Source organism: Sporolactobacillus kofuensis (assembly GCF_024125425.1).
GTDB lineage: Bacteria > Bacillota > Bacilli > Bacillales > Sporolactobacillaceae > Sporolactobacillus > Sporolactobacillus kofuensis.
Genome location: NZ_JAMXWN010000018.1, coordinates 35,667 through 56,577, shown reverse-complemented (window position 1 = coordinate 56,577; position 20,911 = coordinate 35,667). Strand labels below are relative to the sequence as shown.

General features: G+C 37.2%; 12 protein-coding genes and 1 pseudogene. 2 read left to right on the top strand and 11 right to left on the bottom strand.

Annotated elements, in window-relative coordinates:
- A partial coding sequence (locus NIE32_RS12810; protein ID WP_253077292.1) for a GNAT family N-acetyltransferase occupies positions 1–850 on the top strand: 850 nt, incomplete at its 5' end.
- Between the two features lie 184 nt (positions 851–1,034).
- On the opposite strand, the gene NIE32_RS12805 is transcribed toward NIE32_RS12810, so the two are convergent.
- From NIE32_RS12805 to NIE32_RS12755, 11 genes are all read right to left on the bottom strand, one after another.
- Complete coding sequence (locus NIE32_RS12805; protein WP_253077291.1) at positions 1,035–1,298, bottom strand: holin; 264 nt, start codon at positions 1,296–1,298, stop codon at positions 1,035–1,037.
- Positions 1,299–1,402: 104 nt separating this feature from the next.
- A complete protein-coding gene (locus NIE32_RS12800; RefSeq protein WP_253077290.1) occupies positions 1,403–1,816 on the bottom strand; it encodes a hypothetical protein in 414 nt (137 codons plus the stop codon).
- Between the two features lie 41 nt (positions 1,817–1,857).
- Positions 1,858–5,109 (bottom strand): DEAD/DEAH box helicase, encoded by a 3,252-nt coding sequence (locus NIE32_RS12795; protein ID WP_253077289.1) that lies wholly within the window; start codon positions 5,107–5,109, stop codon positions 1,858–1,860.
- A 256-nt stretch (positions 5,110–5,365) separates the two neighbouring features.
- Complete coding sequence (locus tag NIE32_RS12790; RefSeq protein ID WP_253077288.1) at positions 5,366–5,779, bottom strand: DUF4357 domain-containing protein; 414 nt, start codon at positions 5,777–5,779, stop codon at positions 5,366–5,368.
- Positions 5,780–6,467: 688 nt separating this feature from the next.
- Positions 6,468–8,342, bottom strand: coding sequence for a hypothetical protein (locus NIE32_RS12785; RefSeq protein WP_253077287.1), 1,875 nt, complete (start codon positions 8,340–8,342; stop codon positions 6,468–6,470).
- Positions 8,326–10,341, bottom strand: a complete 2,016-nt coding sequence (locus NIE32_RS12780) for a DUF8727 domain-containing protein (protein WP_253077286.1) — start codon at positions 10,339–10,341, stop codon at positions 8,326–8,328. The genes NIE32_RS12785 and NIE32_RS12780 overlap by 17 nt, the downstream gene beginning before the upstream one ends.
- On the bottom strand, positions 10,319–11,689 hold the full coding sequence (locus NIE32_RS12775; protein WP_253077285.1) for a hypothetical protein: 1,371 nt from the start codon (positions 11,687–11,689) through the stop codon (positions 10,319–10,321). The genes NIE32_RS12780 and NIE32_RS12775 overlap by 23 nt, the downstream gene beginning before the upstream one ends.
- Before the next feature lie 32 nt (positions 11,690–11,721).
- A complete protein-coding gene (locus NIE32_RS12770) occupies positions 11,722–14,715 on the bottom strand; it encodes a type I restriction endonuclease subunit R (RefSeq protein ID WP_253077284.1) in 2,994 nt (997 codons plus the stop codon).
- Between the two features lie 15 nt (positions 14,716–14,730).
- Positions 14,731–16,014 carry a restriction endonuclease subunit S gene (locus NIE32_RS12765; protein ID WP_253077283.1) on the bottom strand — a complete coding sequence of 428 codons (1,284 nt, stop codon included), beginning with the start codon at positions 16,012–16,014 and terminating at the stop codon, positions 14,731–14,733.
- Complete coding sequence (locus NIE32_RS12760; protein ID WP_253077282.1) at positions 16,011–18,020, bottom strand: type I restriction-modification system subunit M; 2,010 nt, start codon at positions 18,018–18,020, stop codon at positions 16,011–16,013. The genes NIE32_RS12765 and NIE32_RS12760 overlap by 4 nt, the downstream gene beginning before the upstream one ends.
- Positions 18,021–18,282: 262 nt before the next feature.
- Positions 18,283–20,193 carry an N-6 DNA methylase gene (locus NIE32_RS12755; RefSeq protein ID WP_253077281.1) on the bottom strand — a complete coding sequence of 637 codons (1,911 nt, stop codon included), beginning with the start codon at positions 20,191–20,193 and terminating at the stop codon, positions 18,283–18,285.
- A 588-nt stretch (positions 20,194–20,781) separates the two neighbouring features.
- Here NIE32_RS12755 and NIE32_RS12750 point away from each other — a divergent pair.
- Positions 20,782–20,874: pseudogene (locus tag NIE32_RS12750) on the top strand (helix-turn-helix domain-containing protein); the annotation flags it as partial.
- Positions 20,875–20,911: the final 37 nt, after the last annotated feature.

The following is a 20,911-nucleotide window of genomic DNA, read 5'->3' as shown; positions in this document are numbered from 1 at the left end:
CTATTGTACGAAACATCGCGCGGAATTAGATGACTCGTATTTATACGGCGAAGAATTTGAGAAATTTGAGCCAAATGACGAGAACCCGACTTATATTTTAATCGATGACGCAGAAAAAATCATTGGTGCAGCCTCACTCGTCATAGACGATTATTACCGCAGCGGAAAGAAAGCACGTTTCAGGATTTTTCATACAGAGACAGGAAACGAATCAGATTACAAAGAGCTGCTGCAGGCTGTCAGCAAACACGCAGAAGGAATGGACAGTGTGTTTGTGTTCATTCCCCTAACAAATAAAGCATTGCTGAATATGGTTGAAAGCCTGAATTTCAAACTCTGGCGATATTCCTTTCTACTGGTCAAAGAAAATATTTCAGAGTATCCGATTGAACTTCCGGAAGATTATTCGATCCGACCACTTATTCCAGGAAAGGATGAAGCGGTATGGTGCGACATTAGGAATGAATGCTTCGCCAAGCTTCCGGGCAGCGAGACACCGATGACTGAAGAAATCATCCGCGACAGAATGACTGGTTCTGATTATCTCGAAGACGGTGCACTTATCCTCTATCATCAGGCTCGTGCAATCGGCATTGTACAGGGACTGGATGATGAGTACGATGACGCAGCGATTATGTGTATCGGACCGCTCGCAATCATCCCCGAATATCAAGGACGCGGACTCGGCCGAACGCTGCTGCGCGCTTCAATTAATTACGCGAAACAGCACGGTTACACACGTACCATCCTATGTGTCGATGGAAAAAACGAACGGGCAAAGACGCTCTACCTCCATGAAGGATTTAAGGACGTTCATGCAGATGTCGCCTATACCTTCGATCTGAAATAAAGAAATAAATGATCCACATGAAGCATGGCCAGTCAGTATAGCCGTGCTTTTTTATTTGCTAAAAAACAGCGGGCAATAGAATAAGAAAGATTCAATAATGAGCGCGTGTGTATGAAATAAAGGCAATTTCGCAAGAGCATTATTCTTTTTATGTATCCCAGCAAAGCCGGGTAGGGCCATTCTGTTAATCTTTGGTATTCCCTGGTCGATCATTTAGTGCAAGCTCAAACAATCCGGTACTAGACAATCCGGCAAGTCCACCTGCCCATAACCGGAGCACAGGTGGCAGATCAGTAAATGGATAAGCCGCAAGACCAATAATCAGACCAACGCCAAATGCGATGGCCGGAACAGCATTCTTCGGAATTGATATACTACGTTTGATCAATTGTGTTATCGCAGTAATGATGGGCAACATAATCGTTGCAAGAGCGAGTACTTCTGTCATGATGATTCCTCCCGAATCTCAAAATTGCCGGCTTGTGTCGGCCCGTCTTATTCAAGATATTCACGTTTAAACAGGAGAGACCAGTTTTTTGAACAACTACACCATTAGTTTTTTGTCGAGAAGGTTCTATTACTTTCCCCTATATCAACGTTCATAATCTCCACATCAAAGGCTTTAAAGCAGACAGATGCCCACGACTTTCCCGTGATCGCTTTGTATACCGTATCATCACAAATTGCGATTATTTTTCGATACTTGCGGTTCGTCAGCTTTTCCAATAGTAGCATTTTTAATATATCCGCCAACATCTTCTTCTTTTGCGGCGGTTTCAGTGAACCGATATGTGCATAGATTTCTCCAATAATGCTGTGCTTATCAGAATAAAAATCCGGCCGGATCTTCGCTTCGCCGCATGGAACGATCGGGTTAGCTGCAAGTTTTATTCCCAGCTTATCGCTTATCATCTGAAAAATATCCTTTTCAATCTTCTGTTGTTCAAGTGATGAAGATGCATGCATCCGATTCGATTTCCCTTCAATTTTATAACGTGCACGATCACTCAGATATTCAGAATCTCCTTGATATCGTTCTCAGTTAACCGAGACAGCGACTGATCGCCGGATTGAACAACTGATTCAATTAAATCGCGTTTATTTTGCTGCAGATCGTGAATTTTCTCCTCAATCGTGCCCTGGGTGATCAGCCGTACGACCTGCACGACGTTTCGTTGGCCGATCCGATGCGCTCTGCCAACCGCCTGATCCTCGACCGCCGGATTCCACCACAGATCATACAAGATTACTGTATCGGCACCCGTGAGATTGAGTCCTGTATTTCCTGCCTTTAGCGAAATCAGAAATACATTTTTCTCACCTTGGTTGAACTGATCGACCATCTCTACCCGCTCTTTCGCCCGCGTTTGTCCGTCAAGGTAGAAAAAGCTAACGCCTTGCTGCGCTAATGCATCGCGAATAATCGCCAGCATACTGGTAAATTGAGAAAAAATAAGTAGTCTCCTGCCACTCTCGAGTGCATCGGAAATTAGTTCCAGCAGCTGCTGCAGCTTCCCGGATTCTCCCTTATAGTCTTCAACAAAAAGGGCTGGATGACAACAGATTTGCCGGAGACGGGTCAGGCCGGCAAGAATCTTGATCCGGCTCTTTTGGAAGCCTTCCTTTTCTAGAGAATCCTGCGTTTCCTTCTGGATTTTCTGAAGATAGGCCAGATAAAGTTCCTTCTGTTCCGTGGTCAGTTCAGAGGTATGCACCGTCTCAATCTTGTCCGGGAGTTCTGACAAAACATCTTTTTTGATGCGACGGAGCAGGAACGGACGGATCATTCTCGCAATTTTCTCCGGATCCATTTTCTTGAAATCGGAAAGTTTCGGGAAAAAGCCGGGCAAGATCGTCTGGAAGATGGACCAGAGCTCATCAATCGAATTCTCGATCGGCGTACCACTCAGCGCAAACCGATTCCGGGCCTTGATTTCACGGACAGATTTCGCTGTCTTCGTGTTAAAATTCTTGATCGTCTGCGCCTCATCAAGGATCAGCGTGCTGAATTCCTGACCCTTAAAGCTACTAATATCCTGTCTTAGCGTTTGGTAGGATGTGATCCATATGTCCGTTTTCGCCTCTTGCTTGTACAAGACCTCTCGCTCCTGCACCGTACCGGAAGCAACCACTGCATGCAGGACAGGCGCAAATTTTGCCAACTCATTTTTCCAGTTGTAGATGAGCGAAGCCGGGGACACAATCAGTGCTGGCAGAGTCGCCGAATCCTTCTCTTTTTCCGATAAAAGAAAAGCGATACTTTGAATGGTCTTCCCGAGCCCCATCTCATCAGCAAGAATGCCACCAAGTCCATATTGACCGAGCGTTTTCATCCATTGATAGCCATAAAACTGATAATCTCTTAGTTGTGCGTGTAGCGATTCCGGAACATCAAAGTCAATCAAGTCAGGATTCTTCAGGCGATTGAGGAAGCGCCGGAACACCTTGCCGAATCCGATCGCTGCATGCTGTTCCCCGAGTATGGATTCAAGCTGGCCACCGCGATAAAGTGGCAATTTCATTTGATTAGTCAACTCACTCTTCGAAATGTTCAGCTCGTCCAACAATTGTCCTACAGACGCAAACGCCTCATCTTCTAATGGGACAAAGGCACCGCTTGGCAGACGATAATATTTTTTCTTTTCGACAAGCGACTGAAGAACCTTCTGGATATTATCCTCCGCGATGCCGTCGATCTGAAAGTTAACTTCCAGCCAGTTTCCACCAGAATCCACATCAATGGACGCAAACGGCGTGTTCTGCGCCGGTAGCAAAAATTCTTTGACTGCATTCGTCATCAAAATTTCTGCTAGACCTTCCAGTTTGGGAAGCGTTTCAAATAAAAAGGTACAAATGGCGTCCTCCCCTTCGGCGCAAACCTGATTTCCGTTCACGGTTAATGGAGCCGATTCGAGCAGATCCATGATTCTCTGCTCTTTATCCACATCACGGATAAAGATCTGCTTGTCTGAATCGATGCTGTGCTCGTTCTCAAAGGGTTTCACCATTGCCTCGCCGTAATGATACTCGAGCTGAACAGTCAGTTGTTCTCCTGCACGATCGAGCAACACTTTCGCATGTAACGGGTACGAAGCAATCCGATCCGACACCTGATCAGTAATACTGAACTGACTGATTTTCTTCAGACCAGGCGCAACTTGAGACAGAAACGGCTCGATCTGATCTTTTCCAATCGGCAGTGCGCGCACTCCGTCATATCGGACAATCGAAACCAGATGGCTCGCAAACTCTCTCTGTGCGCTAGACAGCGGATATAGTTCGCCATCCTTGATCAGACAGCCATAATCGTCCAAGTACTGACAGCCCTCCAAATCAGAAAGATCAACCTCATAATCACCATCGGCACGTTCATCAAGCCGAAACGCAAACGGGAGTTCATGCTCATGAACAACTGCCTTTTTATGTCCCCTGTAGCTATCGTCAAGAAAAAGAGAACAGGATTGAAGTTTCGTCAAGAGTTCAGGAAATAGAGACGGGGGAATCGTGAATTGGCGGTCATCCGTGATTGAGTGTCTACCGGTATAGGCATACTGCAGATTCCTGTAATTTCTGTAGTTCATCTGCTTGCCAAGCAGATCAATCACAGCCAAATCTTCCGGTAAAAACCCATGCTCCGCTGGATTGAAGGAAAACTTTTTTGTAAATGTAAAAGGATTCTGATCAATCACGGAAAGGATAAAGTCGCGGATGTTCTTAACAACGTACAAGCGTTCAACGCCGCTTTTCATCTCCAAGACCAACCATGAACCGTCTTTCTTAAGCGTCCATTCCGTCTGCATCTTCCGCTTATGCCCACTGCGCTGCCGATCACTTTCCTTCTTCTGAATCCAAGAAAACCGATCAATCAACCGATTGGTGAGCGCTTCTTCCCGATGCAGGCGTTCACGTTCAGCACTGCGCGCGGCCATTGACGCTACCTTGCGCCCTGTTGATTGATGTTCCGTTTGCAAACTTTGCTGATACTCCATCAATTTAAGGAGAACAGCCGCCACATGCTTGCACGGATCTGAAGAACCTTGAGCCGCCGGACAATTACAGTGACTGTATAACGACAGTCCGTCAAGGCGAATACGGACACTGTATTGTTCCGTCCCCTGAACTGATGCCTGCCAGTAACCACTTTCCGGATCAAAATGAAAATTCCGGACACGTCCATTTGTATAGTACCTGTGCCCACGCTGATAAATCGTCGACGAAAATAAGCCTTTGAACATTTCTTCTGTGAGTTGAATTTCCATAAAAAAAACACACCTATTCAATCAATTTATCGGATCAAGTTCATGCTCATGAACTGCGAATTATAATACATGGACACTTCTATCGACCTTAACCTGTAACATCTATCGCCGTATCAGTATTTACTAAAAGACTTGCAACTAATCTCTCTAAATCATTCTGTAATCACTATAACATAAGATAGATTAAGGCTGTTATGACCAATAATTGATTTTCCAATTGGTGTGAAGTAGCGGTGAAAAAACAACTTGGTAAAACTTATTGATTTACCGTTTCAACCGATTTCAAGGTTTGTCCCTCTTGATTTTTCCATGCAGTTCTGCCATTCGCACTACTCCCCGTGACAACTGCTGCTGCCAATGAAGGGCTGGAAAAAATTCTGTCTTCTGTAAACGTATAATTATCATCGATACTACCTTCAGAAATCAAGTTTTGACGCAATTTTTTTAAAGACACAGGCATTGAGTTGGTTACATAGGTCGCGACCGCCGATCCTTTTGTTACAGCAAATCCATCGACTACTGGTTTGCCAGTTGCATCCGCACCGTGTGCAGTATCAATATAATAATAGTCATTTTTCTCTTGAATATTGTGATGGATAATTGCGGGTTCGAGAACTTTATGCCCTAAAACGCTCATTAGTGATTTAGCATTTTCAATGAACTCCTCCATTTCTGCACAATCCGATTCTAACAATGGAGATTTTGTTGGAGTATTTGCATTGAGTAACTGATAGATCCTATTCTCCAGATACTTTATGTGCGCTTTATTCAAATTGTTATCTTTACTAATAAATACGATACATTCAGTCTAGAATTCTTTTCTTGAAAGATGCTGATTCAATCGATCAAAAACATTCTCAGCCTCGGCAATGTAAACCTGGTTCGTACCGTCTTCATCCTTTTTCCCAAGCAGAAAGTAAATGCCTGTATTTGTATGCTCTTGCCGATCAGAACTGCTCTAACCAATATTCGGGGAACCTTATAAGCCTTGCCTGTCCAATTCGACAGTTCACACACCCATCGGCTATTCGGATCTCCCTCAATTAGAAAAACACGAATTGATTTGCCAAAGTTCACGCTTCAGTTTCCTATATCACTATTGATAAATGTTCAGTTTAGGTACTGGTGGTCACTTTGAGATAACGGTCAGAGTGTTGATATTATAAGGCTTTGCAGATGATTTGTGTATTTACTTAGGCAAAACAAACTTACTATTCTCCAAAGCTCATAAATATATCCAAACTGTTTTGGTAATTTCATTTTAACTATTTAATAATTTGAAGTTTATGTTAATTCGTCAAAATTTATTAGAAACTTTTTTGATTGGATCTTCTCCTTTCATTTTCTATATAAAAGTATTAATCGGTATCTCCCCTTATCCATTCAATAATTGATTCTTTTAGTTCATTGAATCCAACGATATTTTGAATGTTGTTTCCGTTTCCATGTGGATAATATTGTAAAAACACTCCACAATCCTCTTGTACCTGTAACTTTTCATTTTGATCTCCAGGGTATACACAAACTACATTGCGAACCGAACTTCTATTATATTTTTTCTTTCCATGCTCTAGGTTAACATAAGAAATGGACCAATATTCTCTCATTTGTTCCATGACTTTCGTGTTACCTGCGCGATGATGTATATTGTAAAACGGTCTATATTTTACCTCTATTATGAATGACGATAAATAACTTAAAGTTTCAGATCTAATATGATAAAGATCGATACGAATGTCTGGTTTCCTTCTTGAGCTATTACTGAAGAAGTTAGTATTCTTTTCTATCGCCATATTACCATTAGGTTCTACGAGTTCGTCATAAGTCAAGCACACTTTTAGATCATCTTTTAGTAACCAAACATTTGAGCCACCCTGTAAACCTTCTTTATAAAATGACCTTGTAAGCTGATTTCTTATTGATTCCTTATCACTAATATAATCGAGATCTTCAAAAATTCTGATGGCACCAAAAAAAACGTAATATTCGTACAAAACAGATGTTGGTTTGTAAATTGGCATTTCCATTTTTTCTTCTAAATTTAGTTGATCCATCTTGAATATTTTTTTCCAAATATAATAAATATCGTTACATCCCATTGTATTATCTAAACTAAAGCTTTTAGGACGTTGATTTCCAATTTTTCCCCAGAAAGGATCGTTCAGATAAGTGACGAGGTTAAGATGACATTGGTTAAATTGATCTACCGCAAGAGATATTCTTTCCAAATCGTTATTACGATTACGGCATTCCATTTTTTTTATAGAGATAGTATCACTTATTCTTTTTTTATCCTTATCAGTTATAAGTGTAGTTGATATCATCTCATAGTATTGATTGTTTAATCCGTTAATATCATCTTTGATAGCTTCAATAGTTAACAATTGTTCATTACGAATATCTATTAAAAAATCAATAGCCATTTTTAATTTTTGAAGAATCTGAAACAACATAAATTTAATTGTTCTATTTTCAACATTATCCCAATTGAATTGATAATGTCTATTATAATATTTACTTTGCTGATAAACTGAACCCTTAGAATATTGCCAACGAACACTAGTACTATCAATATGTCGTGGAGCATTTTCAATCGCATATTTTTTTATCATGTTTTGTTGCTTATTTTTTTCCATATTTCTTATAGCATTAAATAACCTGTTTTCAATTGAACGATACCAATTAAGAATTCGCCAATAATTATTGTCTTCCAACTCCGTAAGATTACCGTAAGTTTTTTTATAATTTAAATAGTCAGTTGCTAAGCCCTCTAACTCATGATTAATTAATTCAATTATTTGTACCACTTGTTGATCATCAACACTTTTCGGTGTGATTCGAAATCCTCCAAAATAAGACTTATCATTATATAAAAGTTCAAAGTGATAAAATCCACAACGCCATGGGTATGCATTCCCATCTCTTTCATTAGAATATATTACTATTTTATTATTTTCTCTTGATAGATTATAGTGACCTAACTCCTTACCATCATCTACTTTATGAATCTTATCCCAAATGATTTCAATTTTTGCATCGGATTTGGAGTCGAATTGAATACTGATATCTTTGAGTTCAGTAATTTTATATAAACAGGTGGTAATTTGATATGGAATAGTGGTCAATTGAGTAATCGGTATTTCCTCCAAATGAGCCCCTGAACCAATGATAAATTTCAAGGAAAATGGTAATCTCTGACCACCTATGGTATCTATTTCATTTAGCAAAGCCATACAGCATCAACTCTTTTGCTTTTCTTTTTAATGCACGAATGGATCGTTTGAAATAAGACACTTTATTTCCTACTTCGGATTGGAGAAGAGTCATTATTGTGCCATCAACGTACTCTCCATTTGTATAATTTCCAACAAGCGGTTTAGCATATGCTTCAAATCCTTTTATTTTTGTTAAGACTCGTTGCTCAATTTGTCGGTCAAATGCAATTTCTCGACTTATAATCAATTTTCCTTCTTGATCAACGGGTATGTTGTTTAAAAAACGTGATATTCCCAGTGCAGCTCTAAAAGATACTCCTTTTTGCGAATCACCGTCATTTAATAACAAGTGCAGTTTATCCAAAAATTCAACTTCAGTTTCCAACAAACCATTCAACACTTTCTTTTCCGGAACAACCCAATCCCTTCTAAAAAGTGTTTTATTTACGTTATAGGAAATAATGGTGTCGTCTTCTCTCTGATACTTCGATGCAATACTTAAAGATTCTTTAAATGTTAATTTTGTCGGTTGAATAACATTCGTTCGATCGAGTAAGCGATCAGAGAAATCTGTTGTGGTTTCGTCAAAATTAACTGTCCCGACAAATATTATATTATCTCCAATTTTCACTTTAGGCTTATAATTATTCACGCAATAACTATTTTCATTAAATAGAGTTAGATATCGTTTATCCTGATCCACTTCAAGGAGAGAAATAAATGGACTGAACCAATGTTCCACTTGAGACAAATTCATTTCATCAAAAATGACCATATACATTTTTTCAGGAGTATCTTCCGCATCTAATAAAAGGCGAACTAAACCTGTTTCGCTTTCATGGTATACTCCATTTGTTGGATTTAAATATCCTAATACATCACTTGGCTCTCGATATGAAGGAGATACAGGAATTAATAATAATTCCATACCAAAATTTAATCCCATCGTCTGACCGTATATTTGTGCCAACTGTGATTTTCCTGTACCAGACATTCCACCAATTATTGTCAAAAGATTAGTTTTTACGCTAATATGGAATGCATATAAGTCCTCATCATGAAAGAAAAGACCTTTTTTCCTTGTATTTTCTTCTAGATGCTTTAAAAACTCATTTTCTTCTTTATTACTTAAATAGCTCAATGATTCTTTTTGTTCATCGGAATTAAAACTGGTTGCATGATTTTCTTCTAAATTTTCCGCTTTTTTATTTTGTTCTTTTATCTGTTCACTTTCTATTCTTTCACTTAATCGATTTTGGCTATCATTCATTTTGTCGCGAATATCTAATATTTTGTCAGCTTGGACGAAGTACAAATTATCATCAATCATTGTATCAGTAATATCAGCCATATAGTCTTCAAAATTATCTAAGTAAAATACTTCGTTTGATTCTTGTTGAGTATATGTTGTTGGGTTAAGGCTAGGTTTCAACGTTACGTTATAGAGGGTCCCTTGTTGATATAAATATTCCGGCAAGAAAAAAAAGTTGGGATAATATTTTAAGATAATAGGCCGTCGAATACCTGTTAATTTTTCTTCAAAGTCACGCTTTGATTCCTGCAATCGAAGTTGGGGTCCTGGAATAATCATATATCCACTTTCTGAAGGTGTTATATTCTCAATTTTTACAAGCTCCACATTTACATATTCATTTGAGCATATCATTTGAAATATTATAAGCTTGTCCTTAAGAAAATTATAAACCTTGTCCTTGATCTCGAAATGGTGCAAGCGATCAAATTGCATCCACTCTACTAATTTATTGTAGTTAGTTGAAATAATAGTACTTCCCGTAAAAATTTTATTTGGGTAATAAAAGAGTTTAGATAATTCTTCTGGAATTGGTGATAAACATTTAATATGAAAATGAATATAATCTTGTGATTCCCCTTGGTAGCTTACTGGCTCATCCAGCATTGTAGGTGATAAATCATCTTCACTCGCTAATTTTCCAACAAAAAAGGCTTCTCCCAATTTTCTTTGTACCTCAGGATTAATACGTTTTGTCAATTTCATTTATTTTATCTCCTTCAAAAAAGTAAATTAATTTACGAATAACTCTATTAGGTCCTCCGCTAATAAATCTGTAATTTAAACTATTACCTATTAAATACTTCTCAATTTTAAATTGAAATTTACTATTTATTCCATCTGTGTTAATAAAAAGAATTTTTTCATCAACATTTTTCATCTCTTCTACCTTAGCAATAATATCTTCAGGGTTATTAAGTAAGACATACTGTGAGTCATTTAAACATTGATTGAATAATTTTTTATCGATAATACTTATCAATAAAAAATCTTCAGTAAACAGTTTCAAAGAACCCTTCACTCTATCTCTCTCGTTTTCAATATTTTCCATTTTTGCCATTGATATTTCCAAATCTTGTTCTAACATTTTTGTCTTTTTTGCAGACTCATTTAGCTCAGACAAGTATTTATTAACCGTTTTCTCCAGATCTTTATTCTCATTTTCTCTTTCTTCTATTTCACTACTTAATTCATTAATTTTCTTTTGTTTTTCCTCCAAATCGACTTGTGTGTCAGATAGTACTTTATTTTGTTTTTTTATTTTTCTCGTTAAACGCTCTATGTCCTTTTTTTGCACTTCCTTTTGTGTTATCAACTCATTACACGAGACTCTATAATAATCACTTAAAAATGTTGCATCTTGAAGTGCTAATTGAAACAAGGCTTCCCTTTCACTCACACTCCATTTGGAATATTCGTTTACACAATCACAAACTATTTTTAAGTAATAGCCTTCGTTTACTTTAGGAAATTCAGAATCCAATCGTTCTTTTAGCGAATTGGCTTGTTCAAAAAAACTTGTCCATTCATTTTTCATAGGATGATCATTCAATAAACTATTAAGTTGAGTTTGAAATTTTTTATTTGAAATTTGAGCCATCGATTGAATTATATCTACGAAAGATTCGTTAATAACTGATTTATAAAATGTATTGTGATTTGCGATATTCTGTTCGATCAGTTCTCTATTTTCAAAAAAGTCATGATTGTAATTTAAAACAAAAAAAGCAAATGCCTGACTATCCGAAATTTCTTGATCAAGTTGTATTTTATGTAAGAATACTTCTACATCTAGATCTTTATATTGTTTCAAAAGAACATTGATATGATCTTTTAATAGATTTATCTGACTTTTTTTCTTCTTTATCTGTTTAATGACATTATTTTTTAATAGTGGTAATGGAACTTTATAATAATTTTTAGCCATAAACCCAGGAATCTTTATATTATTTCTCATAGCTAAATTAATAAAATCTTGATGACTACAAAGTTCAAAAAAATCTGTGACTGTTTGATCATCAACAATGATATCTATAATATCCTCGCTTTTCATTTTTCTTTTTCATCTCCTCAAAAATTTATTACTTAGGTAATATTCTTTTTTCTTAGTTCTTTATACACCTCATCAAACATTTCATCTTTGACATAGTTGTAGACTGCTCGATTTTGTAGCATCTTATTGAAGAAGCTTTTGTCATTCATTCGATGTATGACAAAATCCATGAATGAATGATCGTAGGCAAATTTAAAGTTTTCTTTGGTGTTATTCCTTGCTTTCTGAGCTAATGCTTCATCATGAATCATGTCTTCTTTAATTTGATCTCTGGAAAGTTTATCTGCCTCTGTAAAATCTGTTCCAAAGCGTTCGTTCATTCTCTCGATTATTGACGAGAGTCTTTCTTTTTCTTCTTCAGGTTGTGTACCTTTTCCATATGCGGTGGGCTTTAATTTTGTCTCATCCTCAACTGACAAAGAGATACTGCCTTCAAACACTTTATTGTTCCGATAATATTCAAGAGCAATGTCATCAGCTAATGTCACGCCTTCAGATGCATTTTTCGGTAGCTTTCTCAGGAGATAGTTGAGATAGATATAAAGTTTGTGGAGACTAATATCTGTGAATGGACCGATCTGTAGCACAAAAGAATAGGTTCTTATATATTTACTGGTTGACCCTTTGAAATCATCTTGCTGTTCTTTTGAGAGTTCTGTATTATAGCGATTAACCCCTTTATCCAATAAGGCGTTTAATTTTTCTTGTGTTTTTGAAGTTATTTTTTTGCCGCTGAATTCCAGTTTACATACATCATTGATTTCTTCTTCTGTATACACTTGAAGGGCATCTAATTCTTGCTGCAGATCATAGAGGATATTGGGATCGGTTGTGCTCTCAAGTTCAGTCACCTCATAATACGGCTCAAACGCTTTCTGAATGTCTTCCGCATCGTTGACAAAGTCCAAAACGAACGTATCGTTTTTCCCCTTGCATGTTCGATTAAGCCTAGACAAAGTCTGCACCGCTTTTATTCCATCAAGGGGCTTGTCTACATACATCGTATGGAGCAAAGGTTCATCAAAGCCCGTCTGATATTTTTCAGCTACAAGCAGGACCTGATACTCATCCGTATGGAATTTATCGGGCAACTCTTTTTCACCGAATCCATTCATCAGCGGTTCAGTGTATGAAACACCTTTTTCTTCAACTGTTCCGGAAAAAGCGACAATGGCCTTCATTTCGTCATAGTGATTTGCCTTAATATATTTATCAAAGGCCTGTTTATAATTGACGGCATGGAGACGACTAGACGTAACCACCATCGCTTTTGCTCTGCCACCAATTTTATGACGTGTGACGCGACGGAAATGTTCGATCATGATCTCCGTTTTCTGAGCAATATTGTGTGCATGAAGGGAAACATACTTAGCAATTTGCTTGGTAGCTTTACTTCCTGCAACTTCCGGATCATCGTCAATCTGCTTTGCGACATTATAATACGTTTTATATGTGGTATAGTTTTTCAAAACATCGAGAATAAAGCCTTCCTCAATTGCTTGTCGCATGCTGTAGATATGAAAGGGATGGGGCAGACCATCCTCTCCTATTGTGCCAAAACGCTCGATCGTTTTCGCTTTAGGCGTGGCTGTAAAAGCGAAGAAAGAGAGATTATCTTGTTTCCCGCTCTTAACGATGGTCTCAAGCATTTTTTCTTCATAATCTTCCATATTGTCTTCCGCCAACTGATCGGCCTTATAAGCTTCTTCTAACGTTTTACTCGATAGGATTCCAGTCATCGCAGTAGCCGCTTTGCCGCCTTGACTGCTGTGAGCTTCGTCAATAACAATTGCATATTTCCCTCTCGTGAACTGTCCGACCTTCTCCATGATAAACGGAAACTTTTGCAGGGTTGTGATAATAATCCTTGTTTCATTGACAATCGCTTCTGCCAATTGATTTGAATCTTTCTCAATTTTGGCTACCATGCCTGCTTTGTGTTCGAGTTGATAAACCGCATCTTGAAGCTGCTTATCCAGCACACGGCGATCAGTAATCACAATCACACTATTGAAAACTGCCTCGTTACTCGAATCGTGCAGTTTTGCCAGCCGATAGGTTAGCCAGGATATACTGTTGGTTTTCCCACTTCCCGCACTGTGCTGAATCAAGTAATTATGACCAATCCCTCTTTTACGGACATCTGCCTCAACTTTCCGGACTGCATCGAGTTGATGGTATCTTGGAAAAATAACCGACTCTTTTTTATCAATTATTTCCCCCGTCGAGTCTTTGATTTCATCCTCTTTGATATAAATAAACTGGAAAAGGATATCAAGCAGGCTGTCCTTCTGCAAGATGTCATCCCAAAGATAAGCGGTTCGATAATTATTGTAGATGATGGGATTACCCTTTCCTCCACTGTTTCCTCTGTTAAAAGGAAGAAAGTATGTTTTGTCCTTGTCCAGTCGGGTCGTCATATAGACCTCATCCGTATCAACAGCAAAATAAACAACGGCTCTTTTCTTGAATTGAAAGAGCATTTCATGCGGATCGCGATCACGCCTAAACTGCCGCATTGAATTTTCCACATTCTGATGCGTTAATTGATTTTTTAACTCCATCACAACAAGAGGAAGCCCATTCAGAGAGAGCATCATGTCAATGCTGTTATTGTTTTTCAGACTGTAATGCACCTGACGCGTCACCGTGAAAATGTTCTCTTCATAAGCATCAATTAAGGTCTGATTCATCGTGCTAACCGGTTTGTTGTACGCCAGTCGGAGCGATACACCATAATCTTTAACGCCATGACGCAAGCAATCAATCATCCCCCGCTTGTTTAATTCTTTGCAAAGACGATCAACGATTTTTTGCTTGTAATTATCTTTATACACTTTATGCAGCTGTTCAAGTGCCTTGTGCTGCGTTTTCTCTAGAAACTGAATGAATATCTCTGTATCTAACGCATACTTTTTAAAAATATCAAGACTCTCACCGACTAACGGACGCTGCACATAACCAGATTCGATTAGCCTGTTTTCAATATTCGATTCAAACCCCTTCTCAGATGCATCAAGTGCCATGACACTCCCCCCTTTTTAAGATAGTGCTTCCTCTTTTTTATAATCTCTCACATCAATTTTTCCGGTTACCGCTTCATAAATTAGAGATTGACGGTATTCTTTTAGATTATCAATTGCGTTTTTTTCATTTTTTATTATCGAATCAAACTCCAGGGCTTTTTTTTGTAGAAAATTTGTTATCTTCTTTCTCTCAAGGTCATTAGGAATAGCAACTGGAAAGTTACGCAATTTACTAATTGTTAACTGATTAATCGTAGAAGTTAGATATGAACCAATTTGAGACTTAAATAATTGAGATTGAAAAATATAAAAAAGAAATTCGTTTATTTCACTTCTAAATACAGTCGTAAATGCACCAAAAGTTTGGTCCTGGCTATTTCTATCTATCAAAGCACATTTGCCAATCAACTCTCTACTTCCGTTTCTAGAGCATATTAAAATATCATGTTCTTTTGTAATTAATTTTGGTGGAACTGCACAATTCACATAAACAGTGTCATTATAATCTATTTTCCCATTTCTAATATTTGAAGACCTTAACACCAATTTCCCTTCATTTTTTGAAACCACATCAGAGGGAGAATATGTTAAACCTAAAATTGCGTCACCTAAATATTTTATCCTTAATAAATTCCAATGCTCCGGTATCTCCCCAATCCATTCCACACCGGAATCTTTCATTTTCACATTGGGATCAAGTCCTTTTGTGACGGCTTCAGTAATGATCGCCTGCCGCTGCTCTTCCAGCAAATCAATTAATTTTTTCTTGGCAGCAATTAACGAATCAATTTCGGAGGTTTTGTCATCTAAAAATCTAATGATACTCTCTTGTTCGTTAAAACTAGGTAATGACACAAGAAAGTTTGCTAACATTGGTCTTCTCAGTGAATCAACAGTTGATTTTGCATTTCCTTTCAACACTTCAAATGCAAGGTTTGATTTCAAATAGTAATAAATAAACTTTGCCTTACAATTATTAAATTTAGTGAATACGTAAACTCTCTGATGAGCTGCAAATTTACCTTTGTAGTAGTGAAATACTCTCCCAACACCAACGCCGTCACCTGCTGTCATTACAGCCTCTTCATCATGAGTAAATTCATCTATTTTTTCAACATTATCAGATCTAACAAAAAAAGGATATTTACCATTTATTACATTATCTACAGTATCTTTACTCCCTGTTCCAATACAACATAAAAATCTCAGTCTAATTAATTCCCAGGATGATGGAATATCGCCTAGCCAGTCAACAACTGAATTAGTTTTTCCTTGAGACATTTTATTGAATCTATTCACTCCATCACCTTCTTCAGTTGCTCAGCGATACTTACCTCAAGTTTCTTAATATCTTCCATGATATCCTGTGAACTTCTCAATTTCTTGTATTTATAAAAATGCCTTGTAAATGGTATTTCATATCCGATTTTTGTTTTTGATTCGTCGATCCAAGCGTCAGGCACATGGGGCAATACCTCCCGCTCAAAATATTCATGAATATCCTCTTTTAAAGGTACATTTTCGGTGTCTCTTAGATCGGGATCTGCTTCTGGATGTCCTTTTCTATCTTTGCATATTTCTGCAGTTTCATCCTTTTCCGATAGTGCGTTGATTATTGTCTTAAGCAGTGTTGAGGGAATAGATACATCACATTTTTTAAATTCATTTTTCAGCTTCTTTTCAAATTCTGTTCTATTTTTATATACGTTATCAGATTTCATATCCTGCAAAACATTGATAATTTGTGTTTGTTGCTTTTTACCTTCTTCTATTTCCTGTATACCCGCTGATCCCTTTTTTCGGGATTTTGCTAATCCATCAAAAACTTTCTCAGCCTTTAACCGTTCAATTCGTTCCGCATCAACTTTGAAATTAAGACGCAACGGTCGTTCCACCGTGATCTTCTGAAAACCGAAGTCTTCGTTATCAAAAATTTTAATATTTTCTCCCTCTTTAAAATCCCCGTATAATCTTACAATCTCATTGATATTTGTTTCTGATAACTCATTTCGTTTATTTCCCATACTCTTCTTCATTTTTTGATAAAAGTCAATAGCATTAACCAACTCTACTTTTCCTTTTCGAAACACGTTTTTATGATTGGTTAAGATCCAAATATAAGTTGAAATTCCTGTATTGTAGAACATGTCATTAGGCAAAGCCACAATTCCTTCTACTAAATCATGTTCAAATAAATAGCGGCGAATCTCACTCTCTCCACTCCCTGCATCACCAGTAAAGAGCGGTGAACCATTCATAATAATCGCCACACGAGATCCCTTTTTATTTTCATCAGTTACGGGCTTCATCTTAGCGACTAAATTCTGCAGGAATAGAAGCTGACCATCACTAATACGTGGCAGGCCTGAACCAAACCGACCATTGAATCCCTTTTCGTCAAATTCTGCTTGTACCGCATCTTTTTCTTTTTTCCAATCCACACCATATGGGGGATTGGTGATTAGATAGTCAAATTGCATCGCCGGAAATGCATCTTGCGAAAGTGTGTCACCGAATTGGATATTTTTAATATTCTCACCCTTAATGAGCATATCCGCCTGACAAATTGCATAAGACTCTTCATTGAATTCCTGAGCAAAAAACTCCAGATCAGCTTTTGGATTTAATTCTTTAAGGTAGTCCTGAGCAACAGAGCCCATGCCGCCAGTTCCTGCACAACTGTCGTAAAGTGTTTGGGTAATTCCTGGTTTGGTTAAAATGTCCTCGTCGTCCATAAAGAGTAAGGCAACCATCAACCGAATAACTTCTCTAGGCGTGTAGTGATCACCAGCTTCAGCATGTTCAGAGAACCGACGAATCAATTCTTCAAAGATGTAACCCATTTCACGATTTGAAACTTGATCCGGGTGTAAATCAATTTGGCTGAATCGCTGCACAACCAAATAGAGCATATTGTTCCGTTCCATCTTGTCAATCTGCTTTTCAAAATCAAAGTACTCAATAATATCTCGAGCTGACTTGGAAAAACCATTGATGTAATCACGAAGATTGTCGGCAATATTATCCGCGTCGCTTTGAAGTCTCTGGAAATCATATTGACTGATATTGTTAAACTGTTGCCCAGCAACACGATTTAATATTTCATCACGAATTTCTTCTGGGAGCTCTTTAACTTGTTCATATTGATTCAGAACATTTACCTTTGTGTTTTCAAGAACACAGTCAAATCGACGTAATACAGCCATAGGTAAAACGACATGACCGTAATCTTCAGGCTTGTAAGGCCCCCTCAGTAATTCAGCAATACTCCAAATAAAGCTTACTTTATCATTAAAATTTTCCATTGTGATTCCCCTTTAATTATTCAAAGATGTCCTTGTTTTAAATAACTCTTCGAAACTGTTAAATTTCATTTTTAATGTAGATGAACATTTCCCATCACTGTCAATGTATAGTTATGATAGTCAAAATTCATTGGCATATTGAAAATTGGGATGTTAGTAATTGAAACCTATGATTCACTGCTAAAGTCACATCTGAATATCCCTATTTTATCAGATTTCACAGTGTAGATTGCTTAATCGTGCAACAAAACTACTTTTTTCATTAACTTTCATATATAGCTCTACTAATCCCCATCTTATCAAAGCAATCCTCATATATTTTCTTTCGCTTTTCCGTTGCTTGTTTTAATGTTTTTCTGTATTCTTTCTCAGCTTTCTCAGCTGTATCACCTATTACTTCTTGTTGCTCCGCTGGCAAAACGGGTACTATTAAATAATTAAATTCTTTAAGAGTCAATACTTTGATTGCGGTTCCCTTTTGCATTGATTCAATATATGACTGTCCAACAGGACTCTCTAAATACGCTTTGATGAATTGAGCATTCATTCCTTCTCTTGGGCGAATCGCGTGGAAATTATGGCTGAGAATGATTTTCTTGTCAATTCTGGGTACGATGGCAATCTTGATTGCATTTCCGCGATTTGAGACAATGATATCTCCTTCTTGAACGAGGAAATTTTGAATTTTAGATGGCTCGTCAATTGGCATCATACTTAATTGGTCAAACTTAATTTCTCCATCTTGTACATCAACGAGTTGGATGACCGGATATCCGTCTTTTGTGTTTGTTATTTTTGTAAGTGAAGGAGTATTCATACCTCTGAATGTTTCTGCAATTTCAAATAGATATTTTTTAGGAGTAGCAGATTTTTCGAATTTCTCAAGATCTACTTTAACCTGACCAAATTTCCCTTGCACTTCATTCATAGTAAAATATCTAGATATGTTTAGATTTGCATCATTTTCTAAAATTTCTTTTGTCGAGGCAAAGCAACAGGCTTCTTCATTTTCTTCACCAGAGCGAAACATCTTAACAATTTTGTCAACGTGTTTTTTCTCGAGAGTGTTTCTTCCTTTACCTGGTGTATATTCATTGTTTGCATTAATGAATAGAATCTTATTTTTTCTTTCTTTAGATTTGTTTTTATTTAGAATAAGGACTACTACTGGTATCGAAGTACGGTATGTCAAGTTTGCCGGCAAACCGATAACGCCCTCAATTAAATCATCACGGATAATCTCTTCGCGAATTTTCCCATCTGCTCCCCCTCTAAAAAGCACACCATGTGGCAAAATTATAGCAGCCTTTCCTTTTTCCTTAAGGGAAGCTACAACATGAGAAATAAAAGCCATATCAGATTTTGATTTACTTGGCAAACCATAAGTAAATCGTCCCAAATTCTCTTCTTTAATTTGTTCAGGATCCCAGCGCATGGAATATGGCGGATCCATTAGTACAAAATCAAATTTTTGAAGAACGCCGTCATTTGTCAAAGGTGGATTTAATAATGTATCGCTAAGTGTCACAGTAGCATTCGTCAATCGACTCATGAATAAATAGATTTTTCCAAGTGCCCATGTTCTTGCATTGATTTCTTGTCCATAGAGATTTACATGTCCGCCATTCTCTTCAGCATTACGATTTGCTTCAACCAGAAATTGATTAATTCCTGCTACTCCATCGTTGACATCGCCACTTCTAATATCTAATAGTTGTGACAACAGTTTTGCAAGTGGTGCCGGTGTAAGATACTCACCCCCAGCCTTTCCTTCAGCTTCTCCAAACTTATACAGCAGTGTCTCAAATAGTTCAGCAAATTCATTTACGTTTAATGTGTTAAATGGTTGAAAAGTATTGATTAATTGGTAAAGGCCATTGTCATCAACTTGGTTGGGTATTTCGATGTTATTAAATACATCCTTTAAGAAGGAAAATTTTTTTTCCGCAGTAACTGATGCATTTTTAATTTTTTCTTTGAAACTTCCACCTCCACGTGTGATGTTTGACCACAATAATTTCTTTGGCATTTGATCAGCTAATTCACTATTTGCTTCAATGTACATATGCGTCAGAATAATCGATTCAGTATCTACGATTTGAGCAATCTCCATTGTTCCCCTCATGGCATCCGCACTTTTCCATAGTAAGTTCTGTTTTTCTTCAATTTTCATTTTAATTCCTCCAGTACTTTATAAAGTAATTTAATTACTTTCGTTGAATGATCTTTAAAAATTACCCAACTAATAGACGCTGGGGATTCTTATTGCTTAAAAAAATTATTGACTTAAATTATTTTTTCTTCTCCTCCTTTCCTCTACGTATTTATTATATGCCCTAACAAAAGTAATTTAAATACTTTTTTATTCTTTTTATATACTTTTTTATAACCCTAATTAATTACTCCTTTCTTTATTCAATTCTGTTACCAAATCACTGGACGAACAAATTGGGATAACTGACGCTCAGATATGGTTACAAACTTAAGTATTGTCCTGTTTTAAACATTATATTTGCTGTGATCAATCGAAATAACGCAATTGCTGATAATCAATAGGTACGTGTTTAAACAATTGGATCTCCGTTAAAGTTTCCCACCAATTGATTGAAGCGTTCAATCAATCCACTCTTTTTTGCTTTCGTAAATATTGATGCTAGTATGGTTTTACGAACACATTTTAGTTAAACTATTGACTAACGAAGGATGTGTCCGGCATGCCAACCCAAGCAACGGAAATCGATTTAATGATGATTTCAAGAAAATGATCGTTGATTTGTATCAATCAGGGACATTGGTGAAGGATTTCAGCAGAGAATATGGCGTATCAGAAACAACCATCTATAAGTGCGTGAAAGTTGCTTTTTTTTGCCATGTATTCTTCTCTCCTTGAT

Coding starts and splice junctions, on each gene's coding strand:
- NIE32_RS12805 (WP_253077291.1), bottom strand. CDS start 1,298: ATGACAGAAGTACTCGCTCTTGCAACGATTATGTTGCCCATCATTACT.
- NIE32_RS12800 (WP_253077290.1), bottom strand. CDS start 1,816: ATGCATGCATCTTCATCACTTGAACAACAGAAGATTGAAAAGGATATT.
- NIE32_RS12795 (WP_253077289.1), bottom strand. CDS start 5,109: ATGGAAATTCAACTCACAGAAGAAATGTTCAAAGGCTTATTTTCGTCG.
- NIE32_RS12790 (WP_253077288.1), bottom strand. CDS start 5,779: ATGGAGGAGTTCATTGAAAATGCTAAATCACTAATGAGCGTTTTAGGG.
- NIE32_RS12785 (WP_253077287.1), bottom strand. CDS start 8,342: ATGGCTTTGCTAAATGAAATAGATACCATAGGTGGTCAGAGATTACCA.
- NIE32_RS12780 (WP_253077286.1), bottom strand. CDS start 10,341: ATGAAATTGACAAAACGTATTAATCCTGAGGTACAAAGAAAATTGGGA.
- NIE32_RS12775 (WP_253077285.1), bottom strand. CDS start 11,689: ATGAAAAGCGAGGATATTATAGATATCATTGTTGATGATCAAACAGTC.
- NIE32_RS12770 (WP_253077284.1), bottom strand. CDS start 14,715: ATGGCACTTGATGCATCTGAGAAGGGGTTTGAATCGAATATTGAAAAC.
- NIE32_RS12760 (WP_253077282.1), bottom strand. CDS start 18,020: ATGGAAAATTTTAATGATAAAGTAAGCTTTATTTGGAGTATTGCTGAA.
- NIE32_RS12755 (WP_253077281.1), bottom strand. CDS start 20,193: ATGAAAATTGAAGAAAAACAGAACTTACTATGGAAAAGTGCGGATGCC.